Raw genomic sequence first — 26,213 nt, 5'->3', positions numbered from 1 at the left:
AGTAGTGAGAAATTAAGAAGCTATTAATTGCCTCTATAATAAGCTGCTATTATTCGGCCTGAGTGTCTTCATGACGAAGGTTATAAACGATTTGCTCATAAGCATCACGCAAGATTGATTTTTGCTCATCAGGGACACTATGTGCGACTAAGCAACGCTCAAATACCTCTTGCTCATTTAAATCTTGGAGCGTCTCAGAGATCTGCTGTTGATTGAGGACTTTATTATAGGTATGAGTATTTTTTATTTTTAACACCTCACAGGACGAGCCATCTACCATCGATTGAATATGATCGCGCAGCTCACTGACCACTTCATTACCTGTATAAATAACTTCCAGCCAAACGGACTCTGTTGCATCGAGAGACTGAATGGTTGTATCGATAGTTTGATTAATGGATTCTAAATCACCTGAGACTTGTGCTAACTTTTGAAATTTTGGGATGGGTAGAGAGATGACCTGCATCTGACGTGATTCGTCATGATGTAGTAGGTTAGAGACTAATATGGCGTTATTTGTGGAATTGTTTGTGGAGTGGTTACTCTGTATAGCGTTTACTTGACTAGAAATTGAGTCGTCAAAGGCGTTTGGCGTAATCTCTTCGCTGTCTGCCGAGTCACCAAAGCCAAACAAGTCGTCCATAAATTCAGTTGCTTGAGCAGCTGCTTTTTTAGAGAGTTTCTCTACGGATTTCTCGATAGGCGCTACCGTTTCTGTCGCCTGAAAACTTATAACTTCATCAATTGCCTTTGACGGTGACATCTCATCAGTAACTTGCTTTGAAGCTTCGCCAAATTTTACCAACAACACCTGTTTTTGCTGGCGAGCTTCTCCAAATCCCATCGCGATGGGTGAGCCTGAATAGCGAATGCTCTCACGCCCACCGACACGCTGCGGCACATGTAAGTGACCAAGTGCCACATAATCAAAGCATTCATCGAACATATCGGCGGATATTTTGCCCAAGCTTCCCACATACAGTTCACGTACGCCATCATCATCAGTAGTAGTGCCACCAGCTGCAAATAAATGCCCTGTCGCGATGATAGGAATGTGACGCTGGTTTGCTTCGACTAATTTAGCCTGCTGAGCTTTGGCAATGCTAGCGACTTCATCATAATGGGCGCGAATGCCTTTGATGACATTGGCGTCTTTGCTATCTGCGGACTCGCCAGCACTACTGCTACGCACATCGCGGTCGCGCAAATAAGGGACAGCGGCGACAATACAATGAGGTGTACCATCTACATCATTCAAAACCAATACTTCATCGGTTAAGTCGTCACAGGCCGTACCAATGACATGGACGTTTAAAAACTTAAGCACCTGACTGGGTGCATCTAAAAAAGTAGGGGAGTCGTGATTGCCCGCGACTATCACTACGTGCTGACAGCAGGATTTTGACACTCTACCCAAAAACTCAAAATATAATGCTTGGGCTCTGTTACTTGGCGTCATGGTATCAAAGATATCACCAGCAACGATTAGTACATCGACTTTTTGCGCGCTAATCGTCTCTTCAAGCCAGCTCAAAAATGCCTCAAACTCCTCATAACGCATGCGACCATAAAGCCGTCGTCCCAAATGCCAATCAGAGGTATGGAGTATAGTGAGAGGTTTAATAGGCATAGATTTGGTATCGGCAAGTGTGGACATAGTTGAGCTTAAAGATTTTTAGTAGAAAGCCTTCATTCTAGCAAGAATTATTGCTGTTTGCTCTGCTGCCAAAATAAAACCCTACCAAATATCATTGATAGGGTTTTATTTTGGTTAGCCCCTTTAGGTGGCTATCGATTAAGTTTTCGATTTAGTTGAGGAGAGTCACTAATCAATGACCAGTTTCTCGAGTCCATCTTCTTGCTGCGTTGCTAGATTTGCCACCATTGATAACGCATGTGCTTGCTGCTGCAAGCTTGTTTCTTTAGGTGTCGCAGCTGTACCGCCACGCAACCAATTATTTGCGGTGTCACTGACGTTTTGATTGTGCTGCTGATTCTGTAAATTATACCAAGCCAAATCATGATGTAGCGCGACCACATCACCCATGATCAGTAATGCTGGCGTTGGCAGTTGCGCTTTTTCTTGTTGGGCGACAATGGTTGCTAGCGTCCCTGTCAATACCTGCTGGTTTGGCATACTGGCATTAGAGATAATAGCGATTGGCGTATCAGCATTGCGTCCTGCCTCAATCAAGCCTTCAGTCAAACGTGGCAGCGAATGCAAACCCATATAAAATACCACGGTTTCATCCGTATTTAAAAAGCTCTTAAAGTTACTATTGGGCGCGCCAGCCTTTAAAAATCCAGTGACAAAGCGCACAGATTGCGAGTGATCACGATGGGTAAGCGGAATACCAGCGTAACTTGCGGCAGCATTGGCAGCGGTTATACCGGGGACGACTTGATACGGGACGCCATGGGCGCGCAGGCTTTCAATTTCTTCACCACCACGTCCAAAGATAAAGGGATCACCGCCTTTTAGCCGTACTACACGGCGACCTTCTTTCGCACTATTGACTAACAGCTCATTGATACCAAGCTGAGCGACGGCGTGGTTGCTACGTTTTTTACCGACAAATACTTTATCAGCATCACGGCGACATAGGTCCAATACTTGTGGTGATACCAGCGCATCATAATAGACAATATCGGCTTGCTGCATTAAACGTAGCGCTTTAAACGTGAGCAGCTCTGGATCACCCGGACCTGCACCAACGATATAGACTTCACCGATAGGCGTTTGCTCAGACGATGCAGCTGAATGTTCAGGATGTTGTTGTGGCTGATCTTTTGAATCCGTCACCGATATCGCTGTTTGTGGAATTTGAGTGTCTGCATTGCTGGTTCTATCAATTTTGGCAGCCGTGTCGTTCAAGTCAGCTTGCAGTTGAGCAGCCGCTTGGGTTTCATTACCCGCAAACATCAGCTCACTAACTTGACCTTCAAAAGTACGCTCCCAAAACTGCCGACGACCTGTCAAGGTTGGGATTTTGCTTTTTACCTCAGTACGAAAATCGCCTGCCAGCTTGGCAAGTTTACCGTAGCCTTGAGGTATTAAGGTCTCAAGACGCGCACGCAACAGACGTGCCAGCACGGGCGCTTTACCATTCGAAGAAATACCTATCACAATGGGATTGCGATCGACGATGGCAGGAAAAATAAAATCACACAAAGGCGGGGTATCGACCACGTTTACAGGAATATTAATATCGGTAGCATCGGCATGAATTTGATGATTGAGCGTTTCATCATCCGTCGCCGCGATAATGACACGGGCACCTGTCATATAGGTTTTATGATAGTTTTCATAGATGAGTTGGTGCTTGCTATCAGATAGCAACGCTTGTATCTCAGCCATAATGGTTGGTGCCAGTACCGTGATACAAGCCCCAGCGCGGCTGAGCAAGTCAGCCTTACGTAGCGCCACATCGCCGCCACCGACGATCAGCACTTTGCGGTCTTCTAATTTAAAAAATAGCGGAAAGGTGTTCATAGCATCACCAGCAATTTATTCAATGTAAAATATACCCCTATTATGAGGTATCGCGTGCGACGTCTCACTTAGTGTATTGGCATTAGTATATTCGTTTTTGACATGTTAAAGGTGGTTTTTGATTGAAAAGGGAATAGCCATACAGAATGCAAAAGCCCTCTCGTTTATGAGAGGGCTTTTGCTTAACTAAAATCAGTCGATATTACAGCTGAGTATGCAAGCCACACTCACGGCTCTCTTCTACTTTCGTTGGATCAAAGTAGTCATGCTCGTTAGGTAGTTTGTGCTCGTCTAAATAAACATCCAAGTCTGCATCTGTTTTTTCAAACAACGGTGCTACTTTCAGCACGCCATCTTTTGATAAACTTAACACATCAAGGCCTTGACGGAATTCGGTTTGATCTTTACGAATGGCATTGAACCAAACGTCAGGCTTTAGCTCATCTAGTGCGCGGCGGAACGGCTCAAGCTTCACTTGTTCAGTGAATTCGTCATGCTGTGGGTTATCAATCCCCGGAATACCATTCATAGTGGCGTCACGATGGGCAGCCGTTTGTTTAGGGATATACGTAATGACATTTAGACCTAAATCTTTGATGACTTTATTAGCAAAACGATAAGTGGCATCGGTGTTATAACCAGAATCTACCCATAATACGGTAATATCAGGACATTGCTTGGCGACCAAATGCAAAATAGCAGATTCATAAGGACGGAAGTTCGTCGTGATAATTGGGTTTTTAGCTTGCTGCAATGCCCATGCTACGATTTCTTCTGGTGATTTACCTTGTAGCGCTTGGTTGGCTTGGTCAAGGTCTAAATTTGGGTGTAATTGGCTCATAATGCGTTCCTTAATTGTTGTTAATATAAAAAATGGTTAAATAAACAAAATATTTAAAAGTAAATAATGGCTACTAAGTAGCAATATTAAGCGCCCGAAAACATCGGCAAGTCGGCAGCGTTGCGACCATCATAACTACTGGCAAGCGCATTGAACGCTTGACTGATGTCAGAGATAGACTGCATATCGTGCTCGCTAAGTACAAAAGTGTCGGCACCCGCGCGCAGTAGATACGCAATTTGGTCACGACCAAACTTGCCTGCCATACGAATCTCGCCTTGAAAACCGAGCTGACGTAATGTTTGCGCGAAACTAAAACCGCGCCCATCAGTAAAGGCTGGCACATGAATCACAATCAAATCTTGCTTTAACAAAAAGTCTGTCAATCCTGCCAGCGCATCAGTATCAGTGTCTGAGGTAATCCAAACACCAAGACGGCTAGTATGCTCGCCCAACAGCTCATATACTTGCTGCAATAGTCCACCAGCGAGCGTGCCTTTAGCATCCAGCAAGTCTGCAAGTGGTAGGACGACATCGAGCTTCTCTTGCTTTTGTAAGGTCTCGAGCAGCGATATCTCTGTGAGAGCGATACCATCTGGTATCTCATTGGTGGTAAGCGCATGCCAAGTATCAGTCTGACTGATATCGACACCATCACTATTTAGGACATGATGATTACCCATAGACCTTCTCCTTAAATGGTGCGATACCGACGCGATCGACCAAATCAGTAAAGAGTTCTACGTCATTGTCATTACTAGCACGTAGCTCTAGATAAACGTCCAAAATCTTTTGTAGAGTAGTAGCGACATCATCAGCTGGCACTGCTTTGCCCAATATCTTGCCGATTTTGGCATCACTGCTTGAGTTACCACCCAAGCTAATCTGATACCAGTGTTCGCCTTTTTTATCGACACCAAGGATACCGATATCACCCGTATGATGGTGCGCACAAGCGTTCATACAGCCGGACATGTTTAGACGAATCTCACCCAAGTCATAAAGGTAGTCGAGATCATCAAACTGTTTCTCGATTTGCTCAGCGATATTGTAAGTCGTGGCATTGGCAAGCGAGCAATAATCCCAACCTGGGCAGACAATCATGTCTGTTAAGGTGTTTATATTGGCACGCGCTAAATTAAGCTCAGTCAGCTGTTGCCATAGCTCATACAGATGATTGGTTTGCACGTCAGCAAACACCAAATTTTGCTGATAAGTACCGCGTAACTCCCCAAAGCTATATTTATCTGATAAGTCAGCGAGGGCATCCATTTGCTGCTCGTTGACATCGCCCGAAGGCACATAGCTTCCGTCGACCAACCCTGCTTTTAACGAAATAACAACGGCACGGTAGCCCGACACTTTATGCGCGACCGTGTTTTGATTGTACCAATTGGCAAAGTCTTTATCGGCATTGAGTTGCTGCTGCAAATCAGACTGTGCTTGCAGAGCGTCGAAGGCAAAATAATCAGGCTCGCTAAAGAAACTGCTGGCAGTGGCAAAATTCTCGTCTGTTAAGGTCAGCGCGCCATCTTTGGTATGCGCTTCCCACTCTGCATCGACCAATTTGGCAAAGGCAGGACCGCCCATGCTCTCCACCAATATTTTAATACGGGCTTTAAATTTATTATCGCGGCGACCATGCAGGTTATAAACACGCAAGATAGCGTCTAGATAGCTGAGTAGATGCTGACGCGGTAAGAATTCGTTAATCACTTTACCAATCACTGGTGTGCGACCAAGACCACCGCCAACCAATACTTCAAAACCAATCTCGCCTGCCTCATTGGTTTTTAGGTGTAGTCCCACATCATGCACTTGCGTCGCCGCGCGGTCATTGGCTGTACCAATAACAGCAATCTTAAATTTACGCGGCAAAAAAGCAAACTCAGGATGAAAAGTTGACCATTGACGAATAATTTCACAATAGGGACGTGGATCTGCAATCTCTTCTTGATGAATACCAGCGTAAGGATCAGTTGTGGTATTACGAATACAGTTGCCCGACGTTTGGATGGCGTGCATCTGTACCGATGCCAGTTCTGCCAATATGTCTGGAACTTCCTCTAGCTTCGGCCAATTCAACTGGATATTGGTACGGGTCGTAAAGTGCCCATAGCCTCTGTCATATTTGCGAGTAATCTCTGCCAATTTACGCAATTGGTAACTGGCAAGCAGGCCGTAAGGGATAGCAATACGCAACATCGGCGCATAACGTTGGATATAAAGGCCATTCTGCAAACGCAGGGGCAAAAACTGATCTTCTGGCAGCTCACCGGCCAAAAACCGTTCAGTTTGGTCGCGAAATTGGGCGACCCGTTCCTCTACCAAGGTTTGGTCAGCGTAGTTATATTGATACATGACGTAATCTCAATTTTGTTTTTAGACTTAAAAGCAGCGACGAAAATGATTTGCGTGTGTAATAGATTTTGTTGCCGATCGCAATGTGAATAATTCAGCTTTACATCATATAAGCTTGTGCCAAAAAACATAAATTCCTTTAAGACATATCCATATCCAAACACAGCATAAATTTTCATAACGAAAGTTAGGTAGCCTATGCGTATTCTATTTATAAGCCAATTCGCTAAGCCAATTTACTAAGTATAATCATTTATTATTAAGGTTTTAAATCAATATGACATCTTCAGTCCTCAATCAAGCAGCTTCAAAACTAGTCCCTCCTCATGGTAGCAGTGAGCTTAAGCCATTATTGTTAACTGGCGACGCCCGTGATCAAGCCTTGTCACTTGCCAGCACATTACCGACGATTACCTTAAGCTCTCGTGAGCGTGGCGATTTGATTATGTTTGGTATTGGCGGCTTTACCCCGCTAAACGGCTTTATGAATCAAGCCGACTGGCAGGGTGTGGTTGATAATATGCGCTTACAAAGCGGCGAAAATGCTGGCTTGTTTTGGCCGATTCCAATCACCTTATCTGCACCAACAGCCACAGCCGACAGCCTAAATAAAGGTGATAAAGTTGCGTTGGTCGCTGAAGATGGTGAAGTGATGGGCATCTTGACGGTTGAAGAAACCTACAGCATTGATAAAGAACACGAATGCCAGCAAGTATTTACCACGACAGACTCTGAGCATCCGGGTGTGCAGCAAGTGCTAAACCAAGGCGATGTCAACATCGCAGGTAGCGTAGAAGTGCTGAGCGAAGGCGAATTCCCAGCCTTATACCCAGAGATTTATAAAACGCCTGCGGAGACGCGCGAAATATTGGATGCCAAAGGCTGGAAAACAGTCGCAGCGTTCCAGACGCGTAACCCAATGCATCGCTCACATGAGTATCTTGCCAAGATTGCTATCGAGATTTGTGATGGGGTGTTGATACATTCATTGTTAGGTGCGCTCAAGCCAGGTGATATTCCTGCTGACGTGCGTCAAGAAGCAATCAAAACCTTGATTGACAACTACTTTAGACAAGATACGGTGATTCAAGCGGGTTATCCACTAGACATGCGTTATGCTGGACCTCGTGAAGCGTTACTACATGCGGTATTCCGTCAAAACTATGGTTGTAGTCATCTGATTGTTGGTCGTGACCACGCTGGTGTTGGCGATTATTATGGTGCCTTTGATGCTCAGACTATCTTTGAGCACGTTGGCAAAGACGACCTTATCACTCAGCCGTTAAAAATTGGCTGGACGTTCTGGTGTAATGCTTGTAATGCGATGGCATCCGACAAAACTTGCCCGCATGATGCCTCTGAGCATGTCAAAGTGTCAGGTACTAAGCTACGTAAAGCACTATCAGAAGACGAAGAGGTGCCAGAGAACTTTAGCCGTCCCGAAGTACTAGAAATTTTGCGCAATTATTATGCCGGTATCGCTCGTGAGGAGCGTGCTGAGGTTAAGCTCACTGGTGCATCCGCCGTATAATTAATTTGTATCGTTGATAAATAAAATCAGTCATAAAAAAAGGTGTCAGACTTATCGTCTAGCACCTTTTTTATTGTCTACAGTACAGCCTAACGTCATTGAATGTTAATTCAGCTCTAAAGCACCCGAAAGCTTCTCATAGTTTCCGGCTAGCGTACCGCCACCTGAGCAAAAATAGTTTAATGCATATTTATCTGGGCTATCAATGGTCAGCGTATTATCTTTAAATTGAAAGAACGCCATGCTGTCATTGCTGCTATTTATCTTGGTCTGAAAAATAATGCCGTGCGCATCATCCTGACCCAGCAAGGTCGCCTTACCATCAAAATAACAGGTTGGTTTTTTCACATCACTGCGGGCGCGCACTTTTATAGTAATGTCTGTCGCTCCGTCAGGTCTCACCATAATGCCTACCCAATCATAACCTTGCTTGCGAGCCGCATAACTCTCTGAGGCGTAGTCACCAACGACTTTTTGCACAGCAGGTGTCGGCATAACAGCAGTACTTTTCACGTTGCTATCACCGTAGTTATCATTGCTATAACTACAACCGCTGACGGTAACAAGAATAGCGCTGGCAAATAATAACGCAATAGAAAGTACTGAGCGGGTTTGGTATTGAATCATATGGTCGCACCTTGTGGTTAAGTGAATGATAGGTATTGCTCCTGCCTGCTTATGCCAAGTGCTTCACTCGATAAGCTAATTTGTCACTAAGCGTTCATGAAACAAGCTGCTAGCATGGCTCTCATTATACTCAATATTAAATTAAAAAAGCCAAATTCACTGAGCAATAGCCATTGAGACCATAATAAGTATTTTAATAAAAAATGGTCGCATCGAAACTAAAAGATATGAAACTCGAAACTATAGAGAACATTTATGCAAATTAATATCAACAAAATCTCATCTCGCATTGGCAGTATTGCTGGTGCCCCATCATTATCTAAAAGCGTACAACCACGCATCCTCATGATTGGCAGCGCATTGACAGCGATGATGCTAATTGCAGGTTGCAGCCCAACGCAAGCCACGCAAAACGAATCTGCCAGTGCGCAAAAAGACATCAGCTTACTGAACGTCTCTTACGATGTATCGCGCGATTTTTACAAAGACTATAACGCGTTATTCAGTGCGAATTATCAGAAAGAAAACCCAGACAGTAAGATCGATATCAATCAGTCACATGGTGGTTCAAGTAAGCAGGCCTTGTCGGTTGCCAATGGCTTGCAAGCCGATGTGGTAACCTTCAACCAAGAAAGCGACATGAACTTGTTGGTTGAAAAAGGCTTGGTCGCAGCCGACTGGCAACAAGCCCTACCGAATAATGCCGTTCCTTATACCAGCACTATGGTGCTACTGGTACGGAACGGCAATCCAAAAAACATTCAAGATTGGTCGGATTTGGCGCGTAACGGTATCGATGTGGTCATCCCGAATCCAAAAACCAGTGGTACCGCGCGTTATGCTTTTTTGGGCGCTTATGGTTATGGGCTGCATCAATTTAAAGAAAACGTGGAAAATCCTACCAAAACGGATGACTTTATCAAGAAACTATTGGCAAACGTTGTTACTTATGACAATGGTGCACGAGCAGCGACGACCAGCTTTACCCAACGCGGGCTAGGTGATGTACTTATCACTACCGAAAACGAAGCGCATCTGGCGGTGCAGCAGTTCGCAAAAGGAAAAGTTGACATTGTTTATCCGAGCTACTCGATTGTTATTAAAAACCCCGTTGCCGTAGTGACCGCTGTCACCGAAAAAGGCGGTAAAACTGAGGCCGCAACCGCTTATCTCAAAGGCTTATGGGATACCCCCGCACAAGAACTCATGGCACAGATGTATATGCGTCCTAGTAATGAGCAGGTGCTGGCCGCGCACAAAGACACCTTACCTGATATTGACACTTTTGAGCCAGTCGAAGTTTTCGGGTCTTGGGCACAGATCATGGACACATTCTTTGTCGATGGCGGGCGTTTCGATCAGCTGGCACGGGTAGAGTAGAGGGCAACCCTTAAGTAATTGATAACTTTATCTATATAATACAGTTATTCCATTTTGGCAATAACATACACATATTCATCATTAAACATAATAAGATGGCGCTGTTAGCATACCTGCATTACATAAAAAACAGACATCTCTGAGGTATTTATGACATACGCAGCTCGTTATCAACAAAAAAACAAAGCGCTGAGCGCTCTAAGTGTCGCTGGCGTGGCGTTGACACTTGGACTTGCTGGCTGTAGCAACAGTGAGCAGGCAGATACAACTGCCAATGCTGATGGCACAGCCACGAGTGCAGAAGGTCAGAATATCGAGCTGTTGAACGTCTCTTATGATGTGGCGCGTGATTTTTATAAAGACTACAACCCACTGTTCGTTGAGCACTATAAAGCTGAGAACCCAAACGACACTATCCTAATTAAGCAGTCACATGGTGGCTCAAGTAAGCAAGCACTGTCAGTTGCCAATGGTTTGCAAGCGGATGTTGCGACGATGAACCAAGGTTCAGACATTGAATTGCTTGAGAAAAAAGGGTTGGTTGAGTCAGATTGGGAAAGCAAATTCCCAGATAATGCTGTGCCATTTACCAGCACCATCGTATTTTTGGTGCGTAAAGACAATCCAAAAGGCATCAACGATTGGGAAGATTTGACCAAAGATGGCCTTGAGATTGTAATGGCTAATCCGAAAGTCACTGGTAATGGTCGCTATGCATTCTTAGGGGCTTATGGTTATGGTTTACACGCCTTTAATAACGAAGAAGCACCAGCGAAAAAATATGTAAAAGATATGCTTAAAAACGTGAAAGTTTATGAGAATGGCGGACGTGCAGCGACAACGACTTTCGTTCAGCGCGGTATTGGTGATGTACTCGTCACCTTTGAAAACGAAGCCAATCTTGCCGCCACTGATTTTGGTGCGGGTAAAGTTGACATCGTTTATCCTAAATACTCTATCAAATCAGAAAGCCCTGTTGCGATCGTTAAGTCGGTGACGGACAAGAAAGGCACGACTAATGCAGCAAAAGCCTATCTTGATTACTTATGGAGCGAGCCTGCTCAGCAATTGGCTGCTGACCTTTACTTACGTCCTAGCGTAAAAAGCGTTCTTGATAAAAATGGTGACAAATTACCACCGGTTGAAACTTTCCGTCCAAACGATGCGTTTGGGTCATGGGATGAGATCATGAGCACTTACTTTAGTGATGGCGGCGTATTCGATCAGTTAGCAATCAATGCCCCTCAGTAGCCAGTCTGCTATGTTTTAAACGTACTGTCGTTACCAGCTCAGCAATTCTAAAGTAACGTCCAATCATATAAAGGACATGGCACCCGCGCTATGTCCTTTATACCATAAGCGTACTAATAATAAATTTGATAAAACGTGGTCTTTACGATAAGTACCATCAGATAGGCAATAGGACATTACTATGAGTGCACCACTATCTTCTGCCAACAAACCCCTGCGAAACAAAGGGTGGCTGAACCGTTTGCGTCAGCGCAATGTGCTGCCAGGGTTTGGTCTGAGCATGGGCATCACCGTCTTTAGCTTATCGTTACTGGTGGTACTGCCGTTTGCTATGATGGCTTATACCACAACGCAAATGGGCTGGACTGGCTTTTGGGAAACCATTACCCAGCCGCAAGTGACCGCTGCTATAAAATTAAGTTTGTGGATGTCGTTCTTAGCGATGCTTACTAATATGGTGTTTGGTACGCTGGTCGCTTGGGTGCTGGTGCGTTATGAGTTTTGGGGTAAGTCTCTAATCAATGCTTTGGTTGATTTGCCTTTTGCACTACCAACCGCCGTCACCGGTATCTCTCTTGCCACTCTTTACGCGCCTAATGGTCTGATTGGTCAATGGTTCGATAAATTCGATATTCAGGTGGCTTTTACGCCTATTGGTATTTGGCTCGCCTTAGTAGTGGTCAGCTTTCCGTTTATTGTTCGTGCGGTACAGCCCGTATTGGCCGAGCTATCGGTTGAGTTTGAAGAAGCATCTGCGGTATTAGGTGCGAATCGCTTTACCACTTTTCGCAAAGTTATTTTACCAGAGCTGTTACCCGCTTTACTTATGGGTGCAGGCATGATGTTTGCTCGTGCGACTGGCGAGTATGGCTCGGTGATTTTTATCGCTGGTAACATTCCGATGCAGTCTGAGATTTTACCGCTCATTATTATCAGTAAGCTTGAGCAGTTTGATATTCAGGGTGCCTCCGCTGTGGCGTTATTTATGCTGCTGATCTCATTTGTGATTTTATTGACCATCAACATCGTACAGTGGAAACTGTCGCGCCGTGTAGGAGCTCGCTAAGATGCAGATATCCAATAGCTACGATTATCAAAGTAATCCAGCGACTAAAGACAGCCCATGGATTAGACGTACCTTTATCGCGATTGCTGTTTTATTCATGGTTATCATGTTGGTGGTGCCATTATTTGCGGTGTTCTACGAAGCCTTTAAAGGTGGTTGGCAGCTGTACATTGCCTCGTTGGTCGATCCAGAAGCCTTGCAAGCCATTAAGCTGACGTTAATTACCGCTGCTATCGTGTTACCCATTAATATGGTGATGGGTATCGCGATTGCATGGTTGGTCACGCGTTATCAGTTTAAAGGTAAGCAGCTGGTCACAACCTTGCTTGATTTGCCATTTTCGGTGTCACCAGTGGTCGCCGGTTTGATGTTTGTCTTGTTATTCGGCCTTAACTCTACCGTTGGTGGCTGGCTTGAGAGCATGGGCTTTCAAGTGATTTATGCGGTACCAGGGATTGTGTTGGCGACGCTATTTGTGACCTTTCCCTTTGTAGCACGTGAGCTGATACCGCTGATGCAGACTCAAGGTGATAGTGAGGAGCAGGCCGCGCTGACTTTGGGTGCCACCGGTTGGCAGACTTTTTGGCATGTGACCTTGCCCAATATTAAATGGGCATTGCTCTATGGTTTGATTTTAACCAATGCGCGAGCAATGGGTGAATTTGGTGCCGTGAGCGTGGTCTCGGGTCATATTCGCGGTGAGACCAATACCATGCCGCTCTTGGTTGAGATTGCTTACAATGATTATAATTTTACCGCGGCTTTTGCCTTATCAAGTTTACTTGCTGCGCTCGCTCTAGTGACGCTACTGATACAACAAGTCATGACCAAAGTACAAGAGCGTAAATTTGCCAAATCTGAACGGCTGGCAAGTGCCCCTGAGCTGCCAGTGAGTGCCAATGCCACCGTAGCAAAGAACGAAGATAACAGCCTATAACTGGTTCAAGTAGCTGTTAATAGTTCGCTACTTATATTTAGCTACTAATAAAACAGCAATCGAAGACAATCTGCTACGATAAGACAAAAGATATAATAAGAGACACTATTATGAGCATCGAAATTAGGAACGTTAATAAAAGTTTTGGCAATTTTACTGCCTTAGACAATATTAATATCACTGTGCCTACTGGTAAATTGACGACCTTGCTAGGCCCCTCTGGTTGCGGTAAGACGACACTGTTACGTATCATTGCTGGGCTTGAATATGCGGATTCGGGACAGATATTGTTTGATGATTTGGACGTTACCAACACGCCGGTTCAAAAACGCCATATCGGCTTTATGTTTCAGCACTATGCCTTGTTTCGCCACAAAAATATCGCCGATAATATCGCCTTTGGCTTAACGCTGTTGCCAAAGAACGAACGCCCAAGCAAAGCTGATATCAATAAGCGGGTGGCAGAGCTGCTAGAATTAGTACAGTTGCCGCAGATTGCCAATGCTTACCCACATCAATTATCTGGCGGTCAGCGCCAACGTATTGCACTGGCACGAGCACTGGCGGTAAAACCAAAGTTATTACTACTGGATGAGCCGTTTGGCGCACTTGATGCCAAGGTGCGTAAAGAGTTGCGTACTTGGCTAAAAGACATTCATCATGATCTTGGTATTACCAGTATCATGGTGACCCATGATCAAGAAGAGGCGCGCGCAATATCTGATGAGATTGTGGTAATGAATCATGGTCATGTCGAGCAGGTAGGTACTTCAGAAGAGCTGATACACCATCCAGCTAACGCTTTTGTCAGCGACTTTTTAGATTTAGTATAATCAGACTTCTTTAAGTCATATAGTCAGTGCAAAGTAATATCGATACATCACGCACTGATGATATCAATTTTTCTTGCTTGCTGTGCCTGAGCAGACAGAGGCTACAAAAAATTAATATCATCAGTATCGTAGCGTTTTTGGGGTATTTTGACTATATCTCATCGCATTTTACCCATGTTTAAGACAACCAGTCTGTGCAGTTGCTGTCATTTGTAAATAAAAAAAGACCTAAATTATTAGGTCTTTTTTTATGGATTAAGCTATTTATAAGTGTCAACTTTAGAGGTAGAGCAATGACCAAACCCGCAGATAGTAACGCTTAATGAATAGCTTCTAATTACCTACTATCCTAATCGCTTACCATCTAATCACTTATTAGTAGTAACTACTTAATAGTAACTACGCAAGTTAATAGTAACTACGCAAGTTTTTGCATATCACCGTCTAAGTCTCCGAGTGAGGTTTGCTCATAAGTGATGTCTAAGATATCTTGGCACCAGTCAGGCAGGTCATCTGCTACTTCATACCACATCCACGTACCGTCGCGAACACAGCTTAAAATACCCAGTTTTTTCAAATGGTTTAAATGGCGAGAGATGGTTGGCTGCGGTTGATCCAGTATTTCTACCAATGCGCCTACACAGAGTGCCTCTTTTTTGAATAAAATCTGGAAGATTTTTAAGCGTGTCGGATCAGATAAAACTTTAAACAATTCGATAGGTTGTATCGTAAAATTATTATCAGACATAGGGTAATCCCAAGAGAGCTTTTATTAATAGGATGTCAATATAACAGCAGTTATCAATAAAATCGATTAAAAAGTGAGCAAAATTACACTTCATCGTCAATTTAATACCGTTAAAAATGTTCGGTTACATGTTTGTGTGTATGCAGTTACATGAATTGAGCTTTTATCAAGATTCAATAGCAGTAGATTTATGACGGACAGATAGGTCAATGCTATTGCAAATGGTAATAATTATCGTTATTATAACGACTAACAAGATAAAGTATTGAACATCAAGTAACCTATATCGTTCAAAACATATCTCTTCATTTTTAAGTATCTCTTTATTTTTAAGTACTTCAGCAAAGCATATAGTAACCATCGTAGGAGCAAGCACATGTACGTATGTATCTGTAACGACGTAAAAGAAAAGCAAATCAAAGCCGCTATTGCTGCTGGCATCGATACCCTTGACGGTCTAAAAGATACCCTTGATGTTGCGACGTGCTGTGGCTGCTGCGAACCTATGGTCAACGATTATCTTGATGAACACCATGCTAGATTAGATGTCCTAGCTTATGCCGTTTAACGATTGTTAGATAAGCACCGTTTACGCTTGCGCATGACAAGTAGTCCTACCTTCGAACAACCACCTCTTCTATTATCGCGGCTTACTCTTTATAGCTCAATTAGCTGTTATAAAGGGTAGGGCAATTATCATGCTTATATCCCGCACTGGACTTTCTCTATATTGCTCAAATACCTATTGAGCGTCTTCAAAAAAGCTGGCTAATTATGATTCTCAATTAGCATCTTATTCTTAGTTAATAACGTTACAAGTCATACAGCGTCTATATGCTACTATATCTATCTTGATTTAGAAGATTTTTTGTTGTTTTCAATTTGACCGTGCAGGTTACTGATAATGCTATCAATACAGGTATTATTACTATTGCTGTAATCTGAAAGACGAATAAATATAGGAGTGCGTGTGATGATAGGTAGCCCAAAAGTTATTGAGTATTTAAATTTTCTATTAGGTGGCGAGCTTGCAGCTCGTGACCAGTATTTCATTCACTCAGAGATGTATGCGGAATGGCATTACGGCAAATTATACGACCGTATCAATCATGAGATGCAAGATGAAACCTTACACGCACAGGCTATCATTCGCCGTATTCTAATGCTCGGCGGCACGCCAAAGATGAAAGTCAACGATATCAACGTTGGTAGCACCGTTCCCGAAATGCTGCAGCTTGACCTTGATCTAGAGTATGAAGTGCAACAGCATCTAAAAGACGGTATTGCGCTGTGTGAAGAACAACATGATTACGTCACTCGCGAGATGTTGGTTGTGCAGCTAAAAGACACTGAAGAAGATCATGCGCATTGGCTTGAGCAGCAGTTGCGCCTCATCGATATGATTGGTCTGCCAAATTATCTACAAAGTCAAATGGCTGAGGTATCTCCTCATCTTGTTTAATAGCTATCGATAGCGTTACACGACATTTAATTTACTAGATAATGATAAAGGGAGAGATATTATGAAAGGGGATAAAGACGTTATTCGTGCACTCAATAAAGTGCTTGGTCAATCACTAATCGCTATTAACCAGTATTTTTTGCACGCACGGATTGCTCGGCATTGGGGTCTCGAAGCGCTGAATGACTCGTTATACCATCAGTCAATTGCTGAGATGAAATGGTCAGACGATTTAATCGAGCGTATCTTGTTACTTGATGGTTTACCGAACTTGCAAGAACTGGGTAAAGTGCTGGTGGGTGAAGATGTGCCAGAGATTATTGATTGCAATTTGCGTTTAGAAAAACAGAAATTCGACATTCTTACCGATGCGATTACTTTGTGCGAGACACATCGTGATTATGTATCTCGTCAGCTATTGGTGAAGCTCAAAGATGGCAATGAAGAATATCAAGACTGGCTAGAGACGCAAGAAGACTTGATCGAAAGCATTGGTGTAGAACGCTACATCCAATCACAGATGGATGATGACAAAGCGCCTTAGTCCTTCATCGCTTAAGCCCTTCATCGATTAAAAAGCCAGTAGGCGTTTGATATCATTTAAACCTCTACTGGCTTTTTTGTGTCCGGTATTTATGAGCATGTTTATGACATCATTTGTCTTCAGTTTTTAGATGAGGACATGCCCTAATACAAACCGCGACCATCTTCAGGTTTAAGACGTAAGAAATATAGTCCTGAGAGAATCGTTAGTATTCCCAATATCCAATACGTCGTCTGAAACGCCGCCAAGGTATCAAGCTCAAACCGCTCACGTAGTAGATTCAGTAGTGCAGCCCCAAAGGCAATGCCAAAGCTAATCGCGAGCTGCTGATTAACAGCCATCAAGCTATTACCGCTACTGGTTTGTACGCCTTCCAAATCACCGATGGTAATGGTGTTCATCGCGCTAAACTGCATAGAGTTACAAGCACCCATCACGGTCAAAATAGGGATGAACCAAAGCCACTGTGAGGCATCATTAAACTGCGCTAACATAATGATGAGCGTACCCATAAAAAATGTATTGTAGACCAATACCGTGCGATAGCTGTAACGTTGAATAATTTTACTCACCCAAGGCTTGATACCAATCGCCCCAACCGCGATAGGTGCCAGCAGCCAACCTGCCTGCGACGGTGAGTACTCAAACACCACTTGTAATAGTAACGGTAGTAGAAACGGTACGGCACTAATGCCTAAGCGCGTAAATAAGTTACCCGTAATCCCAATCTTAAAGGTACGAATATCAAATAGGGTCAAGGGGAATAGCGGCGCTTGACGGCTTTTGGCATGCCAGATATAAGCACCTATCAGCAGGCTTGCACCCAAACCACAGAACAATCCATATAGCTCTCGTCCTGCCTGTGAGCCAAACTCTACTGCTAGCGTAAACCCACAAGCTGCAGTGGCAAACAATAAAAACCCTGTCCAATCTAAATGCTTAGTATCTTCAAATAAAGCCGGTACCAGTTTTTTCCCCATGATAAAGCCAAAAATACCCATCGGTATATTGATCAAAAATATCCACTGCCAGCTGGCATATTGCACGATATAACCACCGAGCACTGGCCCTACCAAGGGTGCTACCAATGCTGGAATCACCGCAAAGTTCATCACGGTCAATAGCTTATTGCGAGGATATGACTTGACCAATATCAACCTAGCAACAGGTGTCATCATCGCACCGCCAATGCCTTGTATCACACGTGAACCAATTAAAAAGTCTAGGGTTGGTGACGCCGCGCACAGCAATGAACCAATACAGAAGATGATGATCGCGGATAAAAACACCCGACGTGTGCCATATTTGTCCGCTAAAAACCCACTGATTGGTATAAAAACAGCTAAGGTTAACGCATAGCTAATCACAGCCCATTGCATTTTAAGTGGTGACTCACCCAGTGCTTGTGCCATTTGTGGTAGCGAGGTATTCAAAATGGTGGCGTCTAAAATTTGCATAAACAGCGCCACCGCCAGCACATAGGGTAGGTATTTATTTTGTGTGGAGGTTAGCGTTACCATACTGACATCACCATATCTTAAGGCTAGGGTATTCAAAGAGCGTGCTCGTGAGCCACTACCTTTATCTCTAAAGACCGTTAAATTGTGCGTAGTATAGAAACAATGGCAGAGTAGTTAAAGGTGAGCAAAGTAACCAAAGGACTTTTTATCCTAAAAACCACTACATTAATTACACGACAGGACTTTAATAGGTTGAGAGATAGCCGTTATAGTAGAGCACACATTCAGTCAGTCTCATATAAATTGGATACATGAATTAAATAATTCGTTAGGTTCGCTCAGTCTACTATTTATAGTGCTTTTGCCTGCTTTTTTATCCAAATTATCTTGAACGGGCTACTTTTAGTAAAATTATATTTTGTGACACAATAACAAATAGGATCTCTGATGAGTAATGATAACAATCAATCAACGACCAATAATAATGTAAAAGAAGCGACTTATACGCCACCTAAGGTATGGACACAAGATAAAGAAAGTGGCGGTAAATTTTCTAGTATCAACCGCCCAACGGCTGGCGCGCGTCATGAAAAAGAGCTGCCAGTCGGCGAGGCACCATTACAGCTCTATTCACTAAATACGCCAAATGGTGTCAAGGTTAACATCTTATTAGAAGAGCTGGCCGAGCTTGGTATTGAAGGTGCTGAATATGATGCCTATAAAATTGACATCTCAGAAGGCGATCAATTTGGTTCGGGCTTTGTGGCGATAAATCCTAACTCAAAGATTCCAGCCTTGGTCGATCATTCTGCCGATACCGCTGGCGAGCCTATTGCGCTTTTTGAGTCCGGTGCCATCTTAATATACTTGGCAGAAAAATTTGGTCAGTTCATCCCTTTAGCCGCTGGTAAAGCGAGAGCAGACTGTCTGTCTTGGTTGATGTGGCAAATGGGTAGTGCGCCTTTCTTAGGCGGTGGTTTTGGTCATTTCTATGCTTATGCGCCAGAGCCGATGGAATACCCCATCAATCGCTATGCCATGGAGACCAAGCGCCAGCTCGACGTACTCGATAAACACCTAAAAGACAGCGCATACATGTGCGGCAATGACGAGGCAGATTATAATATTGCGGATATCATTATTTGGGCATGGTATGGACAATTGGTTTTGGGTAAGCTTTATGAAGCCGCTGAATTCTTACAGGTCGATGATTATAAAAATGTACAGCGCTGGGCGAAGCAAATTGCTGAGCGTCCTGCGGTAAAACGGGCAGTCGATCTGTCACTAAAACCAATGGCTTAAGTAATTAAGCATCATAGGTCTTCATTAGAAAAATAAAAATAATGAGACTGTCAAACAAGGCTGGTAAGCAATTTGCTTATCGGCCTTGTTTTTTAACATATTGATAGTGCTATCTTTATATATCGATATATTAAATTAGCAGTATACTTGTATCTTTACATAATGGTACATTAGTACAACAGATAGAAACATTGATACGTTAAGATAACAGGTCGCCGTCTTAAAGGACGTGTGTTTATAATTCTTCTATTGATGAGTAATTATTATGAAGAAGCATAAAGTTCTAAGTGCACCATTATTGTTAACTGATCACAATGCCAGTTGCTATATCAATATTCATAAAAAATTTAATGCAAAAAATGTGACTCATTCTGCAAATAAAGCTAAAACAACAACAAAAATAAGCCTATTAATGTCAAAAAACAAAATTTTATTACCCATACTGACGGCAATGACTATCACATCATTTAGCTCTATGAGCCACGCTCATGCTGCCGCCGTTGAATTTACCAACCAAGATTGGCAGGTTGCTTGTGATAATACCCGTACTTGCCGGCTGGCAGGATACCAAGCAGAAAACAATAGCCAGTTGCCCGTCTCGGTATTGCTGGTGCGCCGTGCGGGGGCCAATGCCACCGTAGACGGTCAGGTTAAGTTTGGCGGTGCTAAAGAAAGCGCTGCGAAAGCCTTGATGCAACTGGGTAATCGCCATCGCATTTCTTTGGTTATCGACGGCAAAGACTTGGGTGAAACCAAACCTTTCTCCGCAGCAGCAGGCAATGCTGAGCTGACCTCGTCACAGGTGACCGCACTGCTAGATGCTTTGACTAAATCAAGCAAAATCGAGCTGGTACTACGTAACTCACGTTGGCAGTTGTCTGATAAAGGGGCTAGCGCTGTCATGCTCAAGGCAGATGAGGCACAGGGCCGCCTAGGCACATCGAGTGCCTTTATCCGTAGCGATGATGCCAAAAAGCCCAATAGTAGTGTCTTGCCACCTAAGTCTGCACCGTCGCTCCGTTTTGTAGCACCCAACCCTGCTGCTATATCTAGCAGCAACAAAAAATTTGTGATGAAATCCTCGCAGTTGTCAACAATGATGAAAACTACCATGCGAGATGCCGATAGTGACTGCCCAAATTTGTTCGATGAAACCTCATGGCGTGTCAGCCGTTTGAACAATACGCAGTTATTAGCACAACACGAATGCTGGGTAGGGGCTTATAATGCAGGCATAGGCGTCTGGGTGATAAATGACACTAAACCCTATAAGCCGACCTTGGTTACCACCAATGCAACCGATTACGACAAAGGTAAAATCACGTCGGTACAAAAAGGTCGCGGGATTGGTGACTGCTTATCCAAAGCCGACTGGATGTGGACAGGTAAAGCTTTTGAAAAAAGTCATGAGAGCACTACGGGGCTGTGCCGTATGGTCGAAGCAGGCGGGGCATGGCAAATGCCAACCTATGTGACAGAAGTAAAAATGCCACGCTAGAACATTCGACGTTCATTTTAATAAACAATCATTTATTTAAAGGCTAAGGCATGTCTTCATTAAATAAATGATTGTTTATTAAGAAGATAGCGCTTATTTTAATAGTAATTGGAAAAATAGATACAGATAGTGTTTGTACTGTGCTATACTGCGTCGCCACGTTAGCATTGACTAGCGTGAATTATGAGATTGATAACATCGCCTGCGATTTTGGGTCTAGGATGACCATAAGTAATTGTTGCCGATGATTTTGTGTACTTAAATAACCTTTTAAAAAATATCAGTTATTTTTGACTCATATCTTATCTACTGGCCCATAAATAATACGGTCTAGATTGGTTGTTGTTTGCCTTTATCTGCTTTGGACAAAGCATTGATAATGCGCTGATATCAGGCAAGGATAAGACACTCGGCACTACCACCAAAATACGTCAGACAGCACGAACGCATTTATTGAAGAAGTAGAGCTTTATTAGCTTGGCTTCTGATTATCGACATTTTCATATTGCTCGGTAATTTTTTAATAAAAGCAGCGTGGTGAACGGTTATCAGTGGTATGCATCAAGTTTGCTGAATTTACAGCAACTTATACTTACCAAGGATTCTCATGACTGACATCTTATCTGCAATCGCCGCTGAAAATGGCATTATCGAAGACACCACTCAAAACACAACTACTAATGAAGCAGCTTCTACTGACGCTGACGCTTCTGACGAAAATCAAGTTACTTTTACTGACCTCGGTATTGCCAAGCCAATTTTGACCGCGCTTGATCGCAGTGGTTATACAAACCCAACACCTATTCAAGCACAAGCCATTCCTTTCGCTCTAGCGGGTCGTGACCTTCTTCTATCAGCGCAAACCGGTAGTGGTAAAACGGCAGCTTTCGTTATCCCTGTACTTGATCGTTTAAGCCGCGCCACTAGCTTTGACAAACTAACCAAAGCACTTATCCTAACACCAACGCGTGAACTTGCTCAGCAAGTACATGACAGCGTTCGTACCTACTCTAAAGATATGCGCGGTTTGTTCTGTGTGCCATTAGTAGGCGGCGCACCGTACAACGGTCAGATTACTGCTTTGAAAAAAGGCGTACAAGTTATCGTTGCGACCCCTGGTCGTTTACTTGACCATATCAATGCCGGTCGCGTTGACTTGTCAAACCTAGAAGTATTGGTACTTGATGAAGCTGACCGCATGCTAGACATGGGTTTTGCTGATGACATCAGTGATATCCTACGTGCTGCACCAACGGATCGTCAAACCATCATGTGTTCAGCAACTTGGGATGGCCCAGTAGGTAAAATCGCTGCCAGCTTCACTAAGAACCCTGAGCGCGTATCAATCAAAGTAGAATCTGCACATATCGAAGAAAAAGTGTACTACTGTGATGATTTTGATCATAAAAACCGTTTGCTTGACAAAATCGTTTGCCAGCAGGATATGGAACAGATCATTATCTTTGCTGCTACCAAACGTAGTACTGAAAAACTGGCCAAACAGCTACAAGAAGCGGGTCATAAAGCAAGCTTCCTACATGGTGATTTGCCACAAAGCAAGCGTAACCGTATCGTTCAAGACTTGCGTAATGGCAAAATTAAAATCCTAGTAGCGACGGATGTTGCCGCTCGTGGTCTAGATATCCCAGCTATCTCGCACGTTATCAACTATGACTTGCCACGTCAGACTGAAGATTACGTCCATCGTATCGGTCGTTGTGGTCGTGCTGGTCGTACTGGTATCGCTATCAGCTTATGTAGCATGGATGACCGTCCACAGCTAAACGCGATCAACCGTTATTTAGATCGCAAAATGGAAGTATGTATCATCGAAGGCATGGAGCCTAAGAAGACTTACGTACCTAGCGAAAACAAAGGCAATGGTCGTGGTCGTGGTCGTGGTCGTTCAAACGGCGGTGGCGGTAATGGTCAAGGCCGTGGTCGCTCAAGCGGTGGCTATCAAGGTAATCCTGCTAATGCTCGCGGTCGCTCAAGTGACAGTGCTTCAACCGGTCAACGCGCAAGTAATGACAGCGGTTATCAAGGTAAGCCACGTGATTCATCTGGTAAGCCAAATGAGCGTTCAGGTGGCAAGCCGTATCAAGGCAAGCGCACTGGTGCTCCTAGCCGTGGTGATAGCACTGGCGTTCCACGCGGTGAGCGTGCTGCAACGGGTCGTGGTCGTCCAAGCGGCAGCCAAGGTCGCCCAGCTGGTCGTGCTGACAGCCGTGGTCAAGGTCGTTCAAGCGGCGGTAACCGTAGTAACAACTCGTAATACCGTTATATTTGATGATTAATAAAGGTTATTAATAAAATAATCCTTACTTAATCGGATAAAATAGCGTCAAAAAGCCAGATACTTGTTATCTGGCTTTTTTGTGCGTCGGGGTTTTATGTGTATCCAATTAGGGCGTGTTCTCATGTCAATCCAGTATTCTCTAAATGGGCTAACAATGAGGACACACTCTAGGGCGTGTCTTCATTTCAAAAATGGTGATAAAAATGAGATAAATTGGCGTCAAACAAGGAAAATAGCGCAGATAATATCGAGATATTAGTCAGCTATTTGACGCCGTTTGGCAAGATTTAGCCATTTTTAGCCCATTTAGAGGACTATCGAGTGAATTGAAGACACGCCCTAGTACTGATAAGCTGCCAAAACGAACAAATATATCTTTGTTGTCAATCGTTGCTTGCACCTGTTTTTCGCCTTATCTATACTGATTCACTTTTGCTAGCTGTAACTCTTGGAGTACCTTGATGCCTGATATTTCTCATTTAGCCATTGATAGCTTGCCGTTAGCCTTTGGTATCATCATGGCTGTTATCGGATTGGTGTTCTATACTCAAGGTTTGCCCGGTAAGTTTTGGCAGCGCTTTTATGCGGTATTGCCGGGTATCGTACTGTGCTGCTTTATACCAGCCGCACTGAACAGTTTGGGTGTGTTCGCTGACGGTATTGGCTCACAGATTTATGGTTTCACTGCTACTTATTTGCTGCCAGCAAGTTTGCTATTGATGACGCTATCAATGGATGTACCAAAGATATTGGGGTTAGGCTGGAAAGCGATTGCGATGTTCTTCGCTGCCAGTATTGCCATTGTCATCAGTGGCCCGATTAGCTTGGGTATCGCTAAGTGGGTGTCGCCGAGTATGTTTACCGACGATACTCTTTGGCGCGGCTTTTCAGCAGTGGCGGGCAGTTGGATCGGTGGTGCGGCTAATCAAGCGGCGATGAAAGAGCTGTTTGGGGTCAGTGATGATTTGTTTGGCATGATGATTTTGGTCGATACGACCAATGCCTCATTGTGGTTATTGGCGATATTAATCATGGCAAAGCATAGCGATAAGATAGATCGCCTATTAAGAGCGGATACCAGCAGTATCGATAAAGTGATTAAAGCGGTTGAAAGCTACGAGCGTGATCATACGCGTCCAGCGACACTGAATGATTTGATGGTGATGTTTGGCTTATGCTTTGCGATGGTTGGGGTGGCACATTTCATAGGTGGTCAGATTGCAGAGTTTTTTGCACCTTATAGCTGGGCGGTACAGTATAGCTTTGCCAGCTCGTTCTTTTGGATGGTGGTGATTATCACCTTAATAGGTGTCATCTTTTCTTTTACTAAAATTCGCAGGCTTGATCATGTGGGTGCCTCAAAAATCGGTACCGTATTTATCTTTGTATTAATTGCGGCTATTGGTATGCAAATCAATTTGGCTGGTATCGTCTCGCAGTGGCGACTACTACTCATTGGTCTATTGTGGATGAGTATTCACGTTGTTATCATCTTTGCTGTTGCTAGAGTCATTCGTGCGCCATTTTTCTTTCTAGCAGTTGGCTCTAACGCAAATACTGGCGGTGCATCATCGGCACCGATTGTCGCAACGGCCTTTCATCCATCGTTAGCACCAGTTGGCGTATTTTTAGGTATTTTGGGTTATGCAGTGGGCACGTTTGGTGGTTATATCAGTACGCAGCTAATGCGATTGGTGGTGACATAACCTTATAATTTGAAAAAATGGTTATAAAAAAAGCAGCATAAGGTCGATTTATGCTGCTTTTTCTACGTCTGTCGGTTGATCCTCACCATTCATTTAAAACAGTTTTTGCCCTTCATATACCTATCCCCAATAACCATCAGGACATTTAGGCAATTCAATCAAAATACGACGCAGCTCCTCTGACCATTGATGGCGGATGCTGTTGAAATACGCATCATTCTCATCAATGCGGCGGCCATTGGGCATAGTGAGGCTGTCATTTTTATATAGTACAAAATCTATCGGCATGCCTACTGACAAGTTTGATTGAATGGTTGAGTCGAATGATAGCATCAACGCGCGGGCTGCATGTCTCACGTCTGTATCGTAGCTGACAGAGCGATCTAGAATGGGTTTGCCATATTTGCTCTCACCCAACTGAAAAAACGGGGTGTCTTCAGTGGCCCTGATACAATTGCCTGCAGGATAAATCATGTACAACTCAGGCTTCTGGCCTTTTATTTGACCACCCAGCATAAAAGAGCTGGTAAAGGCGCCATCGACACTAGAATTAGCGACTTTTTTTGCATGGTTCATTTTTTCACGCATGCATTCACCAACCATTTGCGCGGCATCAAATAAAGTCGGGACCGTATTGAGATTACTCTCAAGACGCTGGTCAATATCATTTTGTAGCTTGTTAAACACCGCCTGCGATGTCGCTAAGCTGCCAGCTGTCTGTAATACGATAAAGCGCTCGCCCTCAACGCCATATTGATAGAGTTTTCTAAAGGTTGAGATATGATCAACCCCAGCATTGGTACGTGTGTCGCTAGCAAAAACCATCCCTTCTTTCAGGCGAATAGCGGCACAATAAGTCATAACTGATCCTTAG

General features: G+C 43.8%; 22 protein-coding genes. 13 read left to right on the top strand and 9 right to left on the bottom strand.

Annotated elements, in window-relative coordinates:
* Positions 1-49: 49 nt before the first annotated feature.
* From IOD06_RS00670 to IOD06_RS00650, 5 genes are all read right to left on the bottom strand, one after another.
* Positions 50-1,657 carry an exonuclease SbcCD subunit D C-terminal domain-containing protein gene (locus IOD06_RS00670; RefSeq protein WP_227669825.1) on the bottom strand — a complete coding sequence of 536 codons (1,608 nt, stop codon included), beginning with the start codon at positions 1,655-1,657 and terminating at the stop codon, positions 50-52.
* A 168-nt stretch (positions 1,658-1,825) separates the two neighbouring features.
* Positions 1,826-3,493 carry a uroporphyrinogen-III C-methyltransferase gene (cobA, locus tag IOD06_RS00665; protein ID WP_194618546.1) on the bottom strand — a complete coding sequence of 556 codons (1,668 nt, stop codon included), beginning with the start codon at positions 3,491-3,493 and terminating at the stop codon, positions 1,826-1,828.
* 202 nt (positions 3,494-3,695) lie between these two features.
* The gene (locus IOD06_RS00660) at positions 3,696-4,334 is read right to left on the bottom strand and encodes a phosphoadenosine phosphosulfate reductase family protein (protein ID WP_194618545.1); all 639 of its coding nucleotides are present in this window, start codon (positions 4,332-4,334) and stop codon (positions 3,696-3,698) included.
* A gap of 86 nt (positions 4,335-4,420) precedes the next feature.
* On the bottom strand, positions 4,421-5,017 hold the full coding sequence (locus IOD06_RS00655; protein WP_010198042.1) for a DUF934 domain-containing protein: 597 nt from the start codon (positions 5,015-5,017) through the stop codon (positions 4,421-4,423).
* Positions 5,010-6,695 (bottom strand): nitrite/sulfite reductase, encoded by a 1,686-nt coding sequence (locus IOD06_RS00650; protein WP_194618544.1) that lies wholly within the window; start codon positions 6,693-6,695, stop codon positions 5,010-5,012. Before IOD06_RS00650 ends, IOD06_RS00655 begins: the two co-directional genes overlap by 8 nt.
* Before the next feature lie 277 nt (positions 6,696-6,972).
* Here IOD06_RS00650 and sat point away from each other — a divergent pair, with 277 nt between their 5' ends.
* Entirely contained in the window at positions 6,973-8,226 is a 1,254-nt protein-coding gene (sat, locus tag IOD06_RS00645) for a sulfate adenylyltransferase (RefSeq protein ID WP_194618543.1), read from the top strand.
* Between the two features lie 105 nt (positions 8,227-8,331).
* Here sat and IOD06_RS00640 read toward each other — a convergent pair whose 3' ends face one another.
* Complete coding sequence (locus tag IOD06_RS00640; RefSeq protein WP_194618542.1) at positions 8,332-8,853, bottom strand: hypothetical protein; 522 nt, start codon at positions 8,851-8,853, stop codon at positions 8,332-8,334.
* 255 nt (positions 8,854-9,108) lie between these two features.
* Here IOD06_RS00640 and IOD06_RS00635 point away from each other — a divergent pair, with 255 nt between their 5' ends.
* The 5 genes from IOD06_RS00635 (at position 9,109) to IOD06_RS00615 (ending at position 14,320) form a co-directional block, all read left to right on the top strand.
* Positions 9,109-10,233, top strand: a complete 1,125-nt coding sequence (locus IOD06_RS00635; RefSeq protein ID WP_194618541.1) for a sulfate ABC transporter substrate-binding protein — start codon at positions 9,109-9,111, stop codon at positions 10,231-10,233.
* Between the two features lie 150 nt (positions 10,234-10,383).
* Positions 10,384-11,484: a sulfate ABC transporter substrate-binding protein gene (locus IOD06_RS00630; RefSeq protein ID WP_194618539.1), complete on the top strand. Its 1,101-nt coding sequence runs from the start codon at positions 10,384-10,386 to the stop codon at positions 11,482-11,484.
* 181 nt (positions 11,485-11,665) lie between these two features.
* Positions 11,666-12,550: a sulfate ABC transporter permease subunit CysT gene (cysT, locus tag IOD06_RS00625; RefSeq protein WP_189581940.1), complete on the top strand. Its 885-nt coding sequence runs from the start codon at positions 11,666-11,668 to the stop codon at positions 12,548-12,550.
* A gap of 1 nt (position 12,551) precedes the next feature.
* Complete coding sequence (gene cysW / locus IOD06_RS00620; RefSeq protein WP_010198022.1) at positions 12,552-13,487, top strand: sulfate ABC transporter permease subunit CysW; 936 nt, start codon at positions 12,552-12,554, stop codon at positions 13,485-13,487.
* Positions 13,488-13,597: 110 nt separating this feature from the next.
* Positions 13,598-14,320: a sulfate/molybdate ABC transporter ATP-binding protein gene (locus tag IOD06_RS00615; RefSeq protein WP_010198021.1), complete on the top strand. Its 723-nt coding sequence runs from the start codon at positions 13,598-13,600 to the stop codon at positions 14,318-14,320.
* 418 nt (positions 14,321-14,738) lie between these two features.
* On the opposite strand, the gene IOD06_RS00610 is transcribed toward IOD06_RS00615, so the two are convergent.
* Complete coding sequence (locus IOD06_RS00610) at positions 14,739-15,068, bottom strand: helix-turn-helix transcriptional regulator (RefSeq protein ID WP_194618537.1); 330 nt, start codon at positions 15,066-15,068, stop codon at positions 14,739-14,741.
* A gap of 376 nt (positions 15,069-15,444) precedes the next feature.
* Here IOD06_RS00610 and IOD06_RS00605 point away from each other — a divergent pair, with 376 nt between their 5' ends.
* From IOD06_RS00605 to bfr (IOD06_RS00595), 3 genes are all read left to right on the top strand, one after another.
* A complete protein-coding gene (locus IOD06_RS00605; protein WP_010198018.1) occupies positions 15,445-15,636 on the top strand; it encodes a bacterioferritin-associated ferredoxin in 192 nt (63 codons plus the stop codon).
* 405 nt (positions 15,637-16,041) lie between these two features.
* Positions 16,042-16,530, top strand: coding sequence for a bacterioferritin (bfr, locus tag IOD06_RS00600; protein ID WP_010198016.1), 489 nt, complete (start codon positions 16,042-16,044; stop codon positions 16,528-16,530).
* Between the two features lie 61 nt (positions 16,531-16,591).
* Positions 16,592-17,074, top strand: coding sequence for a bacterioferritin (gene bfr / locus IOD06_RS00595; protein WP_194618535.1), 483 nt, complete (start codon positions 16,592-16,594; stop codon positions 17,072-17,074).
* Between the two features lie 143 nt (positions 17,075-17,217).
* On the opposite strand, the gene IOD06_RS00590 is transcribed toward bfr (IOD06_RS00595), so the two are convergent.
* The gene (locus IOD06_RS00590; protein WP_194618533.1) at positions 17,218-18,594 is read right to left on the bottom strand and encodes a DHA2 family efflux MFS transporter permease subunit; all 1,377 of its coding nucleotides are present in this window, start codon (positions 18,592-18,594) and stop codon (positions 17,218-17,220) included.
* 387 nt (positions 18,595-18,981) lie between these two features.
* Here IOD06_RS00590 and yghU point away from each other — a divergent pair, with 387 nt between their 5' ends.
* The 4 genes from yghU (at position 18,982) to IOD06_RS00570 (ending at position 25,339) form a co-directional block, all read left to right on the top strand.
* Positions 18,982-19,836 (top strand): glutathione-dependent disulfide-bond oxidoreductase, encoded by an 855-nt coding sequence (yghU, locus tag IOD06_RS00585; protein WP_194618532.1) that lies wholly within the window; start codon positions 18,982-18,984, stop codon positions 19,834-19,836.
* A gap of 412 nt (positions 19,837-20,248) precedes the next feature.
* On the top strand, positions 20,249-21,334 hold the full coding sequence (locus tag IOD06_RS00580; protein ID WP_227669824.1) for a DUF1176 domain-containing protein: 1,086 nt from the start codon (positions 20,249-20,251) through the stop codon (positions 21,332-21,334).
* Between the two features lie 607 nt (positions 21,335-21,941).
* On the top strand, positions 21,942-23,609 hold the full coding sequence (locus tag IOD06_RS00575) for a DEAD/DEAH box helicase (RefSeq protein WP_189581957.1): 1,668 nt from the start codon (positions 21,942-21,944) through the stop codon (positions 23,607-23,609).
* Between the two features lie 485 nt (positions 23,610-24,094).
* Positions 24,095-25,339, top strand: coding sequence for a DUF819 domain-containing protein (locus IOD06_RS00570; protein WP_194618528.1), 1,245 nt, complete (start codon positions 24,095-24,097; stop codon positions 25,337-25,339).
* Positions 25,340-25,459: 120 nt separating this feature from the next.
* Here the strand turns inward: IOD06_RS00570 and IOD06_RS00565 are convergent, their stop codons facing one another.
* Positions 25,460-26,200: a peptidase gene (locus IOD06_RS00565; protein WP_194618526.1), complete on the bottom strand. Its 741-nt coding sequence runs from the start codon at positions 26,198-26,200 to the stop codon at positions 25,460-25,462.
* Between the last annotated feature and the right edge of the window lie 13 nt (positions 26,201-26,213).

It is taken from the genome of Psychrobacter sp. N25K4-3-2 (assembly GCF_015351755.1).
Lineage (GTDB): Bacteria > Pseudomonadota > Gammaproteobacteria > Pseudomonadales > Moraxellaceae > Psychrobacter > Psychrobacter glaciei.
This window is presented reverse-complemented; position numbering and strand designations above follow the sequence as displayed.